At 32.6% G+C, this 16,492-nt stretch carries 14 protein-coding genes and 1 pseudogene; 4 read left to right on the top strand and 11 right to left on the bottom strand.

Annotated features, from left to right (window positions below):
- Positions 1–49 precede the first annotated feature (49 nt).
- The 7 genes and pseudogenes from ACFVRR_RS20085 to ACFVRR_RS20055 form a co-directional block, all read right to left on the bottom strand.
- Positions 50–433 (bottom strand): annotated as a pseudogene (locus ACFVRR_RS20085) (HTH domain-containing protein); the annotation flags it as partial.
- Between the two features lie 226 nt (positions 434–659).
- Positions 660–1,343 (bottom strand): ABC transporter ATP-binding protein, encoded by a 684-nt coding sequence (locus ACFVRR_RS20080; RefSeq protein ID WP_387332091.1) that lies wholly within the window; start codon positions 1,341–1,343, stop codon positions 660–662.
- Complete coding sequence (locus ACFVRR_RS20075) at positions 1,343–2,428, bottom strand: ABC transporter permease (protein ID WP_387332089.1); 1,086 nt, start codon at positions 2,426–2,428, stop codon at positions 1,343–1,345. Before ACFVRR_RS20075 ends, ACFVRR_RS20080 begins: the two co-directional genes overlap by 1 nt.
- 123 nt (positions 2,429–2,551) lie before the next feature.
- Positions 2,552–3,940, bottom strand: a complete 1,389-nt coding sequence (locus ACFVRR_RS20070; protein ID WP_387332087.1) for a sensor histidine kinase — start codon at positions 3,938–3,940, stop codon at positions 2,552–2,554.
- A complete protein-coding gene (locus ACFVRR_RS20065) occupies positions 3,937–4,614 on the bottom strand; it encodes a response regulator transcription factor (RefSeq protein WP_387332086.1) in 678 nt (225 codons plus the stop codon). The genes ACFVRR_RS20070 and ACFVRR_RS20065 overlap by 4 nt, the downstream gene beginning before the upstream one ends.
- 614 nt (positions 4,615–5,228) lie before the next feature.
- A complete protein-coding gene (locus tag ACFVRR_RS20060) occupies positions 5,229–6,488 on the bottom strand; it encodes a helix-turn-helix domain-containing protein (protein WP_387332084.1) in 1,260 nt (419 codons plus the stop codon).
- A gap of 215 nt (positions 6,489–6,703) precedes the next feature.
- Entirely contained in the window at positions 6,704–8,419 is a 1,716-nt protein-coding gene (locus ACFVRR_RS20055) for a M4 family metallopeptidase (protein WP_387332099.1), read from the bottom strand.
- Positions 8,420–8,682: 263 nt separating this feature from the next.
- Between ACFVRR_RS20055 and ACFVRR_RS20050 the strand changes: the two genes are divergently transcribed.
- The 3 genes from ACFVRR_RS20050 (at position 8,683) to ACFVRR_RS20040 (ending at position 10,780) form a co-directional block, all read left to right on the top strand.
- Positions 8,683–9,534, top strand: coding sequence for a DUF4047 domain-containing protein (locus ACFVRR_RS20050; protein ID WP_387332082.1), 852 nt, complete (start codon positions 8,683–8,685; stop codon positions 9,532–9,534).
- Between the two features lie 10 nt (positions 9,535–9,544).
- On the top strand, positions 9,545–10,093 hold the full coding sequence (gene sipW, locus ACFVRR_RS20045) for a signal peptidase I SipW (RefSeq protein ID WP_335447761.1): 549 nt from the start codon (positions 9,545–9,547) through the stop codon (positions 10,091–10,093).
- Between the two features lie 72 nt (positions 10,094–10,165).
- Positions 10,166–10,780 carry a TasA family protein gene (locus tag ACFVRR_RS20040; RefSeq protein WP_387332079.1) on the top strand — a complete coding sequence of 205 codons (615 nt, stop codon included), beginning with the start codon at positions 10,166–10,168 and terminating at the stop codon, positions 10,778–10,780.
- Between the two features lie 207 nt (positions 10,781–10,987).
- Here ACFVRR_RS20040 and ACFVRR_RS20035 read toward each other — a convergent pair whose 3' ends face one another.
- Entirely contained in the window at positions 10,988–11,548 is a 561-nt protein-coding gene (locus tag ACFVRR_RS20035) for a DEAD/DEAH box helicase family protein (RefSeq protein ID WP_387332077.1), read from the bottom strand.
- Between the two features lie 337 nt (positions 11,549–11,885).
- On the opposite strand from ACFVRR_RS20035, the gene ACFVRR_RS20030 reads away from it, so the two are divergent.
- The gene (locus ACFVRR_RS20030) at positions 11,886–13,238 is read left to right on the top strand and encodes an Nramp family divalent metal transporter (protein ID WP_387332075.1); all 1,353 of its coding nucleotides are present in this window, start codon (positions 11,886–11,888) and stop codon (positions 13,236–13,238) included.
- A 412-nt stretch (positions 13,239–13,650) separates the two neighbouring features.
- Here ACFVRR_RS20030 and ACFVRR_RS20025 read toward each other — a convergent pair whose 3' ends face one another.
- The 3 genes from ACFVRR_RS20025 to ACFVRR_RS20015 form a co-directional block, all read right to left on the bottom strand.
- Positions 13,651–14,526, bottom strand: coding sequence for an alpha/beta fold hydrolase (locus tag ACFVRR_RS20025; RefSeq protein ID WP_387332073.1), 876 nt, complete (start codon positions 14,524–14,526; stop codon positions 13,651–13,653).
- Between the two features lie 83 nt (positions 14,527–14,609).
- Positions 14,610–14,999, bottom strand: a complete 390-nt coding sequence (locus tag ACFVRR_RS20020) for a YidH family protein (protein ID WP_387332071.1) — start codon at positions 14,997–14,999, stop codon at positions 14,610–14,612.
- 280 nt (positions 15,000–15,279) lie between these two features.
- On the bottom strand, positions 15,280–16,470 hold the full coding sequence (locus ACFVRR_RS20015; protein ID WP_387332069.1) for a M20 family metallopeptidase: 1,191 nt from the start codon (positions 16,468–16,470) through the stop codon (positions 15,280–15,282).
- Positions 16,471–16,492: the final 22 nt, after the last annotated feature.

The following is a 16,492-nucleotide window of genomic DNA, read 5'->3' as shown; positions in this document are numbered from 1 at the left end:
TTTTGGCTAGGAGAAATAACGACTACTTCATCCTCCCCTCTAAGAAACGAATCTTTTTTAATAATTCATTTTCAGCTTTAAGTAGATTAATTTCTACTTCTAAACGAGCGTTCTTTTCCTCCAAAGTTAGCTCTCTTTCTAGATTTCTTCCCGAATTAGTCGATCGCGTGTCACGAAGACCCAGTTCACCGTTCTCTTTAAACGCAGTACGCCATCTGTTACTAGCAGATTTAACGCGCCTCATTCCAATCACTTCAATATCAAATCCGCACTCTTCAAATATTTCTCTCGCTAACTTCCCTTTTTCATTTTCCGAAATAAAAATACGCTTAAACTCATCAGTGTAGGTGATTCCTTTTGAACTAACTGACTTTACATTTTGGTTTTTAGAAAGTAGATTAATTTCTTTATCAGTAAATGTTTTATTACTCATTTAAAAATTCCCCGATCCCATTTTTTCTAATTATAAACAAAAGTACCCTATAGAGGGCACTTTTTTTAAGTGTCTACTCTATAGGGTACATTTTAATTTGAACGGGTTCTTTTGTTTATTCAGAATATATTCCATACTCCGGGTTTCTAAAATGGCTCATTGTTCTAAATTACTTACTCATAAACAATCTAAAAGAACCCGTTAATTAAAACGGGTTCTTTCTTCCTTAAACCTGTTCAGTAAGTTTTCCATTTTCAATATAAACAACACGGTCACACAAATCTAACATCCTTTTATCATGAGTAACCATTATCGCAGCTTTTTGCCTTTGCTTCACTTCTTTAGATAGCATTTCAACAACAGCTCTTCCTCTTTCAGAATCGAGACTAGCTGTAGGTTCATCCGCAAAGATTACTTCTGGATCATTCATTAGTGCTCGTGCAATGGCTACTCGTTGTCTCTCTCCACCTGATAAATTTTCTGGATAGTTTCTCATCCTCTTTGATAATCCTAATTGTTCAAGTAATTCGTTTGCTTTCTTCTCGGCAACTTTGGTTTTTATTCCAGCTAATTCTGCAATTAATAGAAGCTGATCTTTAACTGTTAAATATGGGATTAAATTAGACATTTGAAAAATAAATCCGATTTTAGATAATCTAAATTCATTCAGTTTATTTGCTGGAAGATTACTTATTTCAATATCATCTATTAAAATTTTCCCACTAGTCGGAGATAATAATGCTCCTGCTATTGAAAGGAAGGTGCTTTTCCCTGAGCCAGACGGACCTACAACTGCTACTAGTTCACCAGCTTTTACTTGAATGGAAACTTGATCTAATACTGTTGTTGCTAAAGAATCTCCGTCATTATATGTTTTGCTAATATTATCAAGTACTAGTTTATTACTCATTAAAAAGCCCTCCCTATTGCTTCAATCGCATCTATTTTTACTACTTTTAATAAAGATATTAACGAGCCAACTATTGCTACAAATAGGAATAATAATGAACTTCCGATGATTAACTGAGCATCAAATACAAAAGGTAAGCTAGCTGGTAATACTTTAGATAATCCAAATGTGATTGAAATACTGATCATTAGACTTAATAGTGTAAGTGTTAAAACTTGAAAAATAATATTTTTAGCTAAATAACTAGTTTTTGAACCTATTGCTTTTAGCACGCCAAATTGATTAATTTTTTGAATCGTAATGATATAGAAAAAGACAGCTAGCACAAAAGCTCCGATAAAGAATAGAAAAACAATCATCATTAGTAAAGAGCCCTGCTCTTCTTTATAACCAGGTATGCCTTTTAATGCTTGATTTTTATTAATTACTTCTACTCCTGAGACTTTTTCACTTATCTTTTTTGCAGTACTTTCGTTTGTTTTTAACACAATTGTATTAAATGAATTCTTACTATTGACCATTGACCACTCTTTGTAATTCATATGGATAACCGGTGCGTGACTATATGATTGATTCTCGGTAAATCCAACAACTTTAAATTCTTTACCCGAGATCTGATCTGAAATATTGTCCCCAAGCTTGATTCCTTTTTCTTTTAAAGAAATATCTCCTACCACTTCATTCTTTGTTGAATTATTAATCATTTCTCCTTCAATTACCTTTGGAGTAGCTAAACCATTCACATCAATTCCAAATAAGGTAGCATCAATTTTTTTAGATGTTCCATCCTTTAGAAACGTAGTCATTTGAACTCCTAAAGTAGTGGAATTTTTCTCATCAACCAAGTTCTGAACTTCATTTATTTGATTTTCCTTTAACATTGAATGATTAATTTGTTTACCCGATTCTTTTTGTAATACAAAATAATTTGAGGCCATGCTATCAATAGAAGAAGCATTATCAAAAGATAATCCTTTCGCCAATCCTGAAACGAATAATACTAGGAATGATATAAGGATCATGATTAGACTAATTAATAAAAAACGTAATTTTGCGTGTTTAAATTCCCTTAATGCAAGAAACACCTGTCATTCATCTCCTTTAACATACTAAATTTTAAAGAGTGTAAAAAGTAGAATCACTCTCTGTAATTTAAAGTATAGGAATGTTAGATGAACAACAGGTGAACAGTCGATTACAATTTTAAATCAGAACTCTTTAATATTAGGTATGGTTAGATGAAATTTAGTTCCTTCGCTTACTTTACTACTTACTTCTATATGCCCATTATGTAATTCAATGATTTGTTTAACAATCGCTAAACCTAAGCCACTACTGGATTCCTTTCGATTTCGTGCTTTATCAGCAATAAAAAATCGATTAAATATTTGCTGTAAATCCTTTTCGGAAATACCAATTCCAGTATCTTGAAATTCAATTTGAACAGTCTCTTCATTACTACTCAGTTTTATTGAGATTGATCCACCTTCATGATTAAATTTAATGCTATTCGTCATTAGGTTTGTCCAAACTTGATGCAGTAGATTCTTATCAGCATACACAAAAGTTTGTGGTAATTCCAAATCAATGGCTAACTCTTTGTTTCTCCAACTCCATTCAGTTGTAAAAACTACTTGTTTAATTTGCTCGGCAACATCAAAAGTTGTTTTTTGCAATATACTTTCTTCCTTATCTAAGGCAGCTAACGTTAATAATTGTTTACTTAACAAGGACATTCTTTTACTTTCTTCCTCTATTATTGATAAGTAATGATTCTTTTGCTCTTCGGTTAATTTTTCAGTTTGTAGTGACTGCGAAAAACCTTGAATTGATGCAAGTGGTGATTGAATTTCATGAGATACATTTGAAACAAACTCCTGACGCATCGCTTCAATTTGTCCTAATCTTTGTGACATGTGCGAAAAGTGATTAGCAAGTTTTCCTATTTCATCTTGTCGTTTAATTTGCAATTGAACATTATATTTCCCTTCTGCAATTTTTTTAGTTGCTTCAGTTAATTTAATAATAGGTTTTACAATATATCTTGTACTAACTAGAACGAATACGATACTTAATACAATTGTCAGTAAGAGGAGAATGGAAAAGAGTATACGCAATTCACCAAATTGAAGCTGCACATTTGGACGCATAAAAAGCGCTAAATGATTAGTAGTCGATTTTAAAGGAACACCGACTGTATTACTTAATGTATTATCAAAAAAACCAGTCACAAATAATGATGTTGGAAATTCGGCAATACCATGGTAGACCTTCCCGTTTAAAACAGAATCAATCACTTTCCGATCTAGTTTTTTTTCTCTAAAAGAACCACCATAAAAGGATTGATTTCCTTGTTGATCGACTAATAAAATTTGATATCCCAATTTACTAATACTTTTTAAGTAATTGCTTAATTCGATATCATTATTTTCTTCATAAAAAGTACCAACGTCTAAAGCCATTTTAGTTAATTTTTTATCATTATAAGGCTTTAGATTATAGTGGTAATACACATTTGAAAGAAAGAAAGCCAATAAACTGCTACAAATCATTACACCGAGGATTGTCAGAACAATTCTTATGTATAAAGTTTTCACTTTCTGTTGACCTCCAATTTATAACCAACACCGCGAACGGTTTTTATACTAAAGTCATTCGTTAAACTAGAAAACCTTTCACGTAAACGTTTAATATGAACATTTATTGTTCGATCATCACCTTCAAAATCAGCACCCCAAATTAATTGGATCAGCTCATCACGTGTAAAAATTCGATCCGGATAACTTGCCAATTGAGACAATAATTCAAATTCCTTCATTGGAAGCATAAGTAACTTTCCATTACAGTAAACTTCATAACTTTTTCGATCGATAACGGTTTCGTTCAGTTTTATTTTTTGAGCACTAATCATATTGTATCTTCTTAACAGTGCCTTAATCCGAAATAGTATTTCTTTTGGTTCAAATGGTTTGGTCAAATAGTCATCCGTGCCTACTGCAAAACCTTTTTCTTTATCAGAAAGCTCGCTTTTTGCAGTTAACAATATAACGGGAAAATCATAATACTCTCTTATTTCTTCACAAAGTTGGTACCCATCTTTTCCTGGCATCATTATATCTATAATCGCTAAATTAATTTGTTGTTGCTCAAGCAATGCAGAAGCTTCGTCTCCGTTAGCTGCTTCAAATGTCGTGTAGCCTTCAGTTTGTAAATACATTTTCAATAACTCTCTTATATGAGAATCATCATCCACAATTAAAATTCGAATCATAATTTATCCCCATTCTTTGAATTTAGTGCAATTATTTAAAAAATCATATCATATTTTAATATTAATATCCTTTTACTATTTTTCATTGGCTTAAAATAAGGATGTATTATAACATGAAAAAAAAATTTCTGTAATATAGTTTGTCCCCCATGCATTTTTGTATTTTAGACATACTATTAATATGTAGTTTAAAATGGCTGTTTTCGTAAATCTTGTTGCTCTTTAAGGAGATGTCTAGTTGAATAAAATCGGGAGACATCTCAAATTTCCACTTTTCTGATTGCCCTACAGAAACCCCACACCTTGTTTCCAACCAGCTTCTTTCTTTACTGTGTGATTTAAAAATGATCGGTTTATAAACAACAACCATTTCGAAAAGAGTCAATCATAGTTAGAAATAGTAATATTTGTCCCTATTTCCGATATTATTATTTCAACATAGTAATTTTTAAAAAAAGTTCCTTTATGGAACTTTTTTTAATATTAGTTTCCAATTAAATTTAGTGGCAATTTTAATCATTATTGATCATTTTATTTACGTGCAACTTTATTCGTCAAACTCCTTTTTTAATCTGAAAAAATATAAAATAAAAGAACTGTCCTACAACAGTCCTTTAGTTATGTATTTTAATAACACCTATTAAGAAGTTAGACATTTCAACTGCCTTCTCAAACTCTTTTTCTTTCACATAATAATCATACAACTCCTTACCATATCGTTTCATAAAAATAGTATGATTGCGTGACTTAAAGTATGGAAAAGCTGTTTTTTCTATGTACTGTATATACTCTTTCGTATTATTTTCAATCAAACAGATCAGTAAAGTGAATAGAATTTGATAATGTTGATTCTTTAAATCATTCGCGATTGTTAGACCTTTTTGAGCACTATTTAATAAAGCAGATTTGCGCATTAATTTACCTTCAAATGAACTTCTAAGATAATTATTAAGTCGTTGAAGATAAATTACCGATGGCTTTTTCTCCAATTGTAATGCTGCTTTATAATATTTTTGCGCTTTTTCATAATCTTTTCTTTTAAAATATTCTAAAGCAAAGTTATTTAATAACATACCCGTTTTATCTGGCGCATTGAGCGTTTCACTATCATGAATCAGGTTTTTATATGATTGTTTCAATTTTTTAAAGTCTAAGTGCCCATCGTTGCTTGATTGTAAAAGCATAATTGATTCAGCATTTATGGCACGTAAATAATTACTTGTATCTTTAAAATATTTAAGCGCTTTTTCTGCGTATACATAAGCCATTACCTTAGAATCAACCCATGCATATGCAACAGCTAAATGATAGTAGTATTCTGGATTTCCGTATTCGTTTAGATCAATCTTCTTTAAAGTTTGTATTGCTTTATGATGATTCTCTGTACTTGAATTATTGTAATTATTTAAATAATAAATTCCTATTACATGCAAAAGGAGATTTCTTTCAAAAGGAGGTAGATCTTTATAGTTTCTTTGTATACTTAGAATTATTGTATAAGTGTTTTTATAGTCGTTCTTTAAGAGATAATATCTTGCTAGTAGCAATTGATACAAAGCATCATATTTTGGCGAATTAATAAAAGGGCTTTTTTCTAGCTCTTTTTTATATAAATCAACTTCCTTCATTCTTACTTTAATAATTGTCGTATGCCAGTTTAGTAGTTTATTTTCAAGATTTTCAAAGTTCGCAATTTCTTTTCGAATATCAATTTGTAATCGTTCAGAAAACAAGGTAATAATCTCAGATGAGTAGGAAGTATTCCCTCTTTCAATTTTTCCAACGTGCTTTGAAGAGCAGATTCCTTTTCCAAGTTCTTCTTGTGTTAGCCCGGCTTTCGTACGATAAAATTTTATAACTTCTCCTTCGATCATTGATTGCTCCTCCTATCCTAAAACTTATACTAAATATACAATAATTCAACATAGTTTCCATCATGCTATACACACAAATTATTAAGTTATTCTAATAAAAAATCAATAATAAAAAATAGTAATTTAATACTAATCTTATTGATTAATAGGTAAAAGTTAATAGATTATAAGAAAACCATGAACAGACAAATGTTCATGGTTTTTAAGTTTATTTATTATTGAACACCTACGGCAGTATATGCATCCATGACTGCTTTTGTTTGTGTTGATGGTTGACCAGTAGTTTTGCTATCTGGATATAAATCACGAGCTGCTTGAATTGCAGCTTCTCGCATTTCTTTAAATCCAGAAGAAGGCGTTAAATACATTGTTAATGCACGGTAATAGATTTTCTCTGCTACTGTACGCTGCAGTTTAGTAACTGTTATACCGTTATGTGTGCCACCTTCAGCGATTAAATATGCAGCTTTATTGTTGATACTACTGTTAATGTGTACGCCACCTTTATCTTCCGTACCTAAATAACGATCCGCGTAATTATCTGGATATTTATTATCCTTTAAACCATAAATAGGACTAAGTGACTTAGATTTTGGATTGCTTAACGAACGTAGTCCTCCATCACCATCTTTTGTAGGAGTGTATATATCTTCACCCATCTCCCAATCAGATGGAGATGTAGCACCTGCAGCGTTCATTTCAGCTAATGCTCCGAAGATATCTGCCAATGATTCATTAATTGCACCAGACTCACCTTGATACGTAAGGTTTGCAGTATTTGATATTACACCATGAGTCATTTCGTGACCTGTTACATCTAATCCGCCTGCTAAAGAACCAAGAACAATTCCATCACCATCTCCGTATAGCATTTGCTTTCCGTTCCAAGCTGCATTATTCCATTTTGATCCGATATGAACCGTGCTGATTAACGTCATTCCTTTATTATCTAAACTGTTACGCTTGTGAACAGTTTGATAATACTTGTTTACCTTATCTGAATTCATATGAGCTGAAACCCCTGCAGGATCATAGAAGAAATTAGTCGAACTTTTTGTTTCTATTTCAAATCCTGTAAATCCTAATAGTGCTGAAAGAAGAATAAATGGAGTTTCACCCATACGATGAGCATCGAAAGTTGCAAGTGGCACGATATTTGGTGACGTTGTAGTACCGCCAGCAATTGATCCACCATATAAATAGCTAGTTCCAGTTGTAGTGTCTTTTCCTACAGGGAACGACTGCATTTTGCCAAATACGTCCAACCCTCTTCCAACCGCTACAGTAAGTTTTGCTGGGTCAGCTAAGTTGTCAATTGCATCAAAGCTGTCGATTATTTCTCCATTAGTTGCATCCACAAAGTAATGGAAGTAACCAGGTGCTGGCACAGAAGTTGAAGCCTTAACTAAATATGTTAAATAATACTTTCCATTATGTGGGTAAATTGTTAATTCAGTATCAATTCCATCATAATTTTTAACAGTGCCAATTTGAGATTCGATACTCTCCTTAGCAGTTGCCTCTGCATCTTCCTTAGAGATAACCGCTTCAGTTGGAATAATTGTACGTGATAATTTTTGAGTTATATTACCAAATGATGCGTATACAGTGTTATTTGCGTCTAGTGCAACAGCTTGTCCAGATCCATAAATTGGAATTCCTTTGTACTGTTCAACTGTTCTGACATGGTAAGTATTTGTCGTGCTGTCAGCTTGTTCACTAATAACTTTAAATTGTTCCCATGCGGAACCTGATCTTGCAAGACCTTCTACTTTTGAATTAAGAAAAGCTTTTACAATTTCATCCTTACTTAAAGCTTGTTCAACTGTTGCTGCACTTGCTTTTACATTTACAAATGAAGGTAAAGTTGTTAAACCTCCTCCAAATGCTACGGTTAACGCCATTACTGCTGGAATTGCTTTTCTTCTCATTCTTTTCTCTTTTTTCAATCTCAAAACTTTCACCCCTTATTTAATTTTGTTGCTACTGCAATTTTCATTATTGAGAAAATTCAAAATTAAATCAATATGTCAAACCCGGGTTCTTTTCGAGCTGTTTTTTAAGCTTTTCGCCTTAAAATCGACTATTTATGACAAAATACTACCAATAATCGGCTCAAAAATAACCCGGTTTCAATTTTCCGACAACTGAGCAATAATGAATTTCAACAGGGCTTTTGCAAAGGAGTGAAAATTTGAAACAAGCAAGAAAAAAAGTCTCCATCATCGTCAGTTTATGTTCTATTCAATTTTACTTGGTAATGCAAACAGTTGGTCAAACGGAGGCAACCTTTTCTAGTCAAGTATCTACAGAACAAGTCGTTTCAGCAGCAATCGTGTTTCCTAAAACAATCCAACAATTAGAAATAGCTGCAAAAGATCATTCAACAAGAGCTAATCATTTATATAAGACGATCCTACAGACATCAATTAATGGTAATTGCTCTGAATTGTCAAGTTTACTTACTACTGTTCTTAATGAGGAACAAGAATTAAATAATGAGATTAAGAGTTTACAAAGTATTCAAGAGCAGTTGAACTCTTATCACAATCAAATTCATGAACTTTCTGAAACTGAACAAAGTAACTATGAATATGAGAGAAAAGGCTACCAGGTTGTTAATCAACTAATCCAGCAATTAAATGAAACAATTAATCTTCAAAAGATAGCGTCCATTAAATCTACAATTCAAACCAAACTAGGTGAAAGTAGAGAAATGATTAATAACGATACTAGTGAGCCTAAAAATGCTACTGATTCTGCTCAGGGCCAAAGTTCTAATCATTCTGATACATATTCAATTCCGAGCCAGAATTCTAATAACTCTGATACATATTCAATTCAGAGCCGGGATTCTAATAATTCTCATACAGATTCAATTCCGAACCAGGATTCTGATCATACCAATACAGATTCAGTTCTGAGCCAAGATTCTGATGAGACCAATACAGATTCAGTTCTGAGCCAAGATTCTGATGAGACCAATACGGATACAATCTCAAATCAAATTTCTAATAATTCAGTAAATACAACTCAAAACGAATAGGTGATATCTCATGTTGAAGAAAATTTTATCAATTGTAGGTAATATTTTTAAAAGTATTTCTATTGTCCTCTTGTGTTTCTTAGCTTTTATTGTTATATCTTCCAGGTTTACAGGTGGCGATTCTACCATTTTAGGCTATCAATTAAAAGCTGTTTTATCTGGATCGATGGAACCAACTTTTCATACAGGTTCAATTATTGCAGTTAAGCTAGGTGCAAATCCTTCGTCTTATCAAAAAGGCGATATTGTTACCTTTCACATGGACAATAAGCTAATTACTCATAGAATAGCAGCTGTTCATCATAAAAATGGTGAAATTTCATATAAAACGAAGGGTGATAACAATAATGCCCAAGACTTATGGACTGTGTACCCTCAAAATATTGTAGGAAAATATTCGAATTTCACGATTCCATATGTTGGTTATGCATTAAATTTTGTAAGCTCAAAAGCTGGATCAGCGCTATTGTTAATTGTTCCAGGTATCCTTTTAACTCTTTCAGCGCTACGCAATTTATTCCAATTAAGAAAAGAGTTTGAACAAAAAACTGCAGGATGAAGTTGGTTAGATCTCTTAAGTACAAAATAAAAGCTTAAGAGTTTAATAAATAAACCTTAAGGGGGAAATGAAATGAGTTTTACTAAGAGAATTGGTCAAGTTGTAATGAGTGGAGCAGTCGGTCTATCATTAATTAGTGGAGGTACTTTTGCGTATTTCAGCGATACAATTAAAACTGATAATACATTTGCAGCAGGTACATTAGACTTAGGTATGAACCCTAATGCTGTTGTAAACATTAGCAATTTAAAACCTGGTGATGAAGTATATCGTGAATTTACGTTAGAAAACAATGGAACTTTAAATATTAATAAAGTTTTATTAAACACAAAATATCAAATTGAAGACGTAAAAAATAATAACACTGAAGATTTAGCTAAAAATATTAAAGTAACAATTATGTATAACACTAGCAGTGCTACAAACGAGGTTGTTGATACAACATTATATGACCTACAAAATCAAACTCCTGATTTAACAGCAATTACTCAATTTGTAGGTAGTACAAAAGATCCAGACGGCATTGCAGCAGGACAAAAAGAAAAGATTTTCGTATTATTCGAGTTTGTTGATAATGGACAAGATCAAAATCAATTCCAAGGCGACAAGTTAAAAGTTGATTGGACATTTAATGCTCAAACTAGTGGAAGTACATACCACGACGACACTGATCCTAACAGCAACTAATAAAAAACAAAACCACCTAAATTTGATTAGGTGGTTTTTCACGTTGTTGAAAAACAATCTTGTCTATTATTTAATAAACTTTCGTATAAGGTGAAGAGTGTGCTTGATTTCCACTAAAGCTTGTTTTATCTTTTTGATTTTGAGTAAGCTATTCTCCTTAAGAACCTATCAGTAAAAAATACTGAAATTTAAGTGTGAATCTATTACTTACAAAGCAAATCTTTCTTTTATTAATTTAGCTACTTCTTCTGCACTCATATTTGTGTTATTTATTTTTAGATAATTTTCCTTCTGAATTTCCCCTTCTATTGAATTTAATCTAAATTTTTCCATTGTCTTCATTAAATTATTTTCAGACCATTCAATATCTCTTTTTGTTGGCTTATGTTCTAATCTGTGCGGTGTTTTATTTCGTGCAAGTCGCACGTCAAGTTCTGCTTCAAGTTCAACAAAATAGGTTGTTGCCCCTTTTGACTCAAATATGGTACAAACTTTCTCAACATAATCCCAATCAAATTTATGATCTAGAGCCCACACATATGTAAAAATAATTCCATATAAGTTACTTTTTGACACCTCTTCAAATATTTCATTTCGAAATAAATTAACTAGTCGACTCCCTTCCTTTGTTCCGTAATCAAAAAAATTACTAACCAAGTCAATTGTCATGTGATTATGAAACAATTTTAAATCTGTTATTTTTTCTAGTTCATGCCCTACAGTCATTTTTCCTACAGCTTGAGGCCCGAATATTAATACAAACTTCATAGATCTCTCTCCCAAATAGATTATTTTTTTATAAGCACCCACAAAACAGAATTTTCAGACTAGTATATCAGACTTGAAAATAATTAACTTGATAATTAACTTCAACATACAAAAAAACTGAACAATCTGAATGAATTGCATAAGAAATAGTAAAAAAGCAGAAACAAAGAAAAGGTAAATATTCTACGTATATTTTCTGTTTACTAAAAATTTACGAAGTTATCAAAAATTTTTTATTACATTTGGGAACTATTGTGTTAAAATCAGCATATAATTTAAAAAACTTTCCCTAGGGAAAAACTATTTGATGTGTACAATAAAACAGGTGGTGGGAAACATGTCACAAGAATCACAAGAAAAAGTCATATATAAAGAAGCTGGATGGAGAAAAGAACATTCACAACCTAGTTTGCAAGAGGTTCATCGTTCATTATCTGTTCCAAAGAAAGCTAGTAATTTCCGTAAGTTTCTAGCATTTGCTGGCCCAGGATATTTAGTTGCAGTTGGATATATGGACCCTGGAAACTGGGCAACTTCAATAGCAGGTGGATCTGCTTTTAATTATAATTTATTATCTGTTATTTTAATTTCTAATCTTATGGCCATCATTCTTCAATCATTAGCTGCTAAATTAGGTATCGTTACCGGTAGAGATTTAGCTCAGGCATGTCGAGACCACTTCAGTAAACCTGTATCATTTATACTTTGGGTGCTTTGTGAAGCCGCAATTGCCGCATGTGACTTAGCTGAATTAATCGGATCAGCCATCGCTTTAAATCTATTATTTGGCATTCCGTTGTTTTATGGAATTTGTTTGACAACTTTAGATATTTTCATTGTTTTACTTTTACAAAATAAAGGATTTAGGTATATCGAGGCTTTTGTTATTGCATTAATTATATTAATTACTGGTAGTTTTGTTTTTGAATTGATTATGTCTCAACCAGACGTAAAAGCTGTATTTGGTGGATTTATTCCAAGTTCTCAAGTTATTACAGATCCAAAAATGCTTTATATTTCTTTAGGAATTTTAGGGGCAACTGTTATGCCTCATAACTTGTATCTTCATTCTTCAATCGTTCAGACTAGAAAGATTGAACAATCTGATGCTGGTAAAAAAGAAGCAATTAAATTTGCGACAATTGACTCAACAGTTGCATTAATGATTGCATTATTTGTAAACGCAGCGATCTTAATATTAGCTGCTTCTACTTTCTACAAATCGGGTCATACAAACGTTGCATCAATTGAAGATGCATTCCAGCTTCTTACTCCATTACTAGGAACGACTTTAGCAAGTACATTTTTCGGATTGGCATTATTGGCTTCTGGTCAAAATTCTACTTTAACAGGTACTCTAGCTGGTCAAATTGTAATGGAAGGCTTTTTAAATATTAAGCTAAAACCTTGGATAAGAAGAATGATTACTCGTTTAATTGCCGTTACACCAGCTCTAATCGTAACATATTTTTACGGAGCAAACGGAACTGCGGATTTATTAATACTAAGTCAGGTAATCTTATCTTTACAGTTATCTTTCGCAGTTATACCACTAGTCATGTTCACAAGTGATCCTAAGAAAATGGGTAAATTTGCTAATAAAACCTGGCTTAAATCAGTCGCTTGGACAATTGCTTCAGTTATCGCAGTATTAAATGTATATTTACTTTGGGCAACATTCTTTAAATAATAAATTGAACCAAAAAAGATTGAACAGATGTTTGAATGACATTTGTTCAATCTTTTTTTACTGTCTCTTTTCTGTAAACGTAAATGGACTGCAATTAAAATTCGAAAATCGCAAATAAAAATAGCAAAACTGCAATTAAGATGAAACATTCTCCGTACCAGTTAAGGTATTATGAATTGAAAATTGTACAATATTGGCTATTCACAAACGGAAAACCTGCAAGTATAACCTTATTCTTTCTATATTGGAAAAATCTACTTAATATTTATAAAAAAGGGCAAAGATATTAACTACAAATATATAGTACAGGTATGATCCCCCCTAGTTCATCAATTATATTTTCAATAAAAAAGGCCGCTCCTTAGTTAGTTAACTCGACAAAAGAACAACCCAAAATTTAAAATAGTAAAATCTAGACTTCTTTTAAAAATTTATCAATAAATGAGATTTGCTCATTTGTATTTAAAGCAGGTGCATGACCAACTTTAGGTATTGTTTCCATTTGAAAATTCTGCGTTTCCTTCATTTTTAATGCTACATCAAGTGGCAAGACGTCCGAAACTTCTCCTCGAATGAGTAAAATCTTGGACTGAATAGATTCCCAGTAATTCCACAAGGTTAAATCCTCAGTATGTTGAAATTGTAATGCAATTTTAGGATCATAATCTGGACCAATTCCACCTTCATCTCTTCTACGGCAAGAATTTTGCGTAAAATCATTCCATTCTTCTTCGCTCGAAACACCAAATGAATGATAAATTAACTTATAGTAATTCTTCAATTCAGTAAATGTTTTAAATTGAGGTGGCGTACCAACATAGCTAATAATTCTTTTAATTCCTTCAATATCTTGTGGTTGGTTATCTGACGCTCCTGCCCCGATATCATTTAAGACTAAATGAGAAATTCGATTTAAATGTTTCGGCGTACCAGCAAGTCGCATTCCAATTGCTCCACCCATCGAAGTCCCTACCCAACGAACTTGTTCAATTTCTAAACGGTCTAATAAACCAATCGCTAGTTTTACATAGTTTTCAAAACAGTAATCTTGCTCAGGAGAAGTACTCCATTGACTTAATCCTCGCCCAATCGTATCTGGACAAATTACATGGTAATCCTTAGCTAAATGACGAGCTAAAATATCAAAATCCCTACCATTCCTAGTTAAACCATGCCAGCAAACAACTGTTGGATTTTTTCTTTCTCCCCATTCCGTAAAATGAAGCTCCATTCCATTAATCGATTCAAACCGAGACTCAGGATAAAAAATATCAATCACTCCATTCATTTTAGTGTCCACTTTATGTAATATTCGTTTTTTATAAAAATATCCCTATAAAAAAACAGCGTAAATACTGAAACTATTCACGTTTAATTAAATAATAATAAAGACAAATACAGCACAATCATGAATAGTAAAAAAGAAAATAGAATTGATACAAGAATAATTGAATTATGAGCAGGTATAAATTTTCCATTTTGAATTTCTTTCCGCTTTTTACTGTACTGAATAGTAGCTAATACTCCAGAAATTAAACCAACAACACATGCATATATACCAAGAAAAATTGCTAATGTATTGATGAACTGGTTATCACTAATTTTAATTGTAAAGTGTAGTGAAGTTGTTAAAAATCCTACACCAGTAATTGAGATTGCAGTTCGCAGCCATGCTAAATATGTCCTTTCGTTTGCTAGATGCTGTTGTGCATATTTAACACTATCATCTGATAAATCTTTCACTTTACTTAAAGAAGCCATATTAAATTACCCCTATCAAAGATTTATAGAGTGATTAACTTGTAGAAAACATTTCTAAGTTTTAGTTTAATCTTTAAAATTTAAGATTTAGTAAAATTGGGATTACGTTTTGATAAAAACTGAAATAGGGTAATGTAAACCTATATTTTTTACTATGGAATTAACGGAAGGAGAATTTAACAGAAGGCTACTATATAAATAGAACAAATAATTGAGCTTTCAAAAATAAAACGGTCAAAAAGATGGTAATTCCGTCCATCTTTCTGACCGTTCAATCTAACTATTTTTCTGTTTGTTGAAATTCATTTTGAACTTTTTCCAAAAGGTTTTTATCAGTTATTAAACGATAGCCCGTTAGAGCTAATGCTTTTGCACCCGTTACTAGAGCATGATCACCAAGTGGCGATCTCGCAGCTTCACGGAATTCATTTGTATGAGCAATTAAATCATCAGGTCCAATTTTAATATATGCGTGAGAAGTCGGAACAACATGGCTTACATTTCCGGCATCAGTAGATCCAAGCCCGCCGCTTTTGCCATTCAATACTTCACCCAATAGGCTTAGTTCTTCACCTACAATCTCATCAAGAGATTGATTGATAATAAAATCATGGACTTCATTTTGGAATCTTTCAATTTTCACTGTACTACCAGTTGCAAGTGCTGCTCCTTCGGCAATATTACGAATCTTAGTAGATACTTCCTCCGCACGTTTCCAAGTACTAGCACGGATGAAGAATCTTGCTGAGGCATAATCCGGAATAATATTTGGTGCATCGCCTCCATGAGTGATAATTCCGTGTATGCGAACATCACTAGAAAGCTGCTGACGAAGGGCATTAATGCCATTGAATAATTGGATTACTGCATCTAAGGCATTGATGCCATGTTCTGGTGACCCAGCAGCATGAGCTGCTCTTCCATAAAAATGGAAGTCTAATGGATCTACTGCCAACGATGGACTCGACAAACCTGTTTTACCACTTGGGTGGAGCATAAGAGCTGCATCAACACCTTCAAGTAATCCATTTTTTACGAAACTCCCCTTTGCACTTCCATTTGGTCCACCCTCTTCTGCAGGTGTTCCAAATATAACAACCTCTCCTCCAGTTTCTGAGATGACTTCAGCAAGAGCGATTCCTGCTGCCACACTTGTTGTTCCAATAATATTATGTCCGCATGCATGACCAAGACCAGGTAGTGCATCGTATTCTGCTAAAAAAGCGATGGTTGGGCCTTGCTTAGACGACTTTTTCCTTGCTACAAAGCCTGTTTCATGTCCTGCAATATTACGTGAGACATCGAATCCAGCTTCTACTAGAATTTTAGTATGTGTTTCTGATGCAAAAAATTCTTGATTGCCAATTTCAGGTTTCTCATGAATTTTGTGGCTAATTTCAAGATAAACTTCCTTCGATTCCTCAATACTTTTCACAATTTGTTCTCTTTGTGTTTCAATTTTGACTGTCATTTAAACTTTTCTCCCTTCCTTT

Source organism: Gottfriedia sp. NPDC057948 (assembly GCF_042887255.1).
In the GTDB taxonomy this organism is placed as follows: Bacteria; Bacillota; Bacilli; order Bacillales; family Bacillaceae_G; genus Gottfriedia.
This window is presented reverse-complemented; position numbering and strand designations above follow the sequence as displayed.

Excerpts from the sequence above, each read along its gene's own strand:
- ACFVRR_RS20055 (WP_387332099.1), bottom strand. The coding sequence starts at position 8,419 with ATGAGAAGAAAAGCAATTCCAGCAGTAATGGCGTTAACCGTAGCATTT.
- ACFVRR_RS20025 (WP_387332073.1), bottom strand. The coding sequence starts at position 14,526 with ATGAATGGAGTGATTGATATTTTTTATCCTGAGTCTCGGTTTGAATCG.
- ACFVRR_RS20060 (WP_387332084.1), bottom strand. The coding sequence starts at position 6,488 with ATGATCGAAGGAGAAGTTATAAAATTTTATCGTACGAAAGCCGGGCTA.
- ACFVRR_RS20080 (WP_387332091.1), bottom strand. The coding sequence starts at position 1,343 with ATGAGTAATAAACTAGTACTTGATAATATTAGCAAAACATATAATGAC.
- ACFVRR_RS20040 (WP_387332079.1), top strand. The coding sequence starts at position 10,166 with ATGAGTTTTACTAAGAGAATTGGTCAAGTTGTAATGAGTGGAGCAGTC.
- ACFVRR_RS20015 (WP_387332069.1), bottom strand. The coding sequence starts at position 16,470 with ATGACAGTCAAAATTGAAACACAAAGAGAACAAATTGTGAAAAGTATT.
- ACFVRR_RS20030 (WP_387332075.1), top strand. The coding sequence starts at position 11,886 with ATGTCACAAGAATCACAAGAAAAAGTCATATATAAAGAAGCTGGATGG.
- ACFVRR_RS20035 (WP_387332077.1), bottom strand. The coding sequence starts at position 11,548 with ATGAAGTTTGTATTAATATTCGGGCCTCAAGCTGTAGGAAAAATGACT.
- sipW (WP_335447761.1), top strand. The coding sequence starts at position 9,545 with ATGTTGAAGAAAATTTTATCAATTGTAGGTAATATTTTTAAAAGTATT.
- ACFVRR_RS20020 (WP_387332071.1), bottom strand. The coding sequence starts at position 14,999 with ATGGCTTCTTTAAGTAAAGTGAAAGATTTATCAGATGATAGTGTTAAA.
- ACFVRR_RS20065 (WP_387332086.1), bottom strand. The coding sequence starts at position 4,614 with ATGATTCGAATTTTAATTGTGGATGATGATTCTCATATAAGAGAGTTA.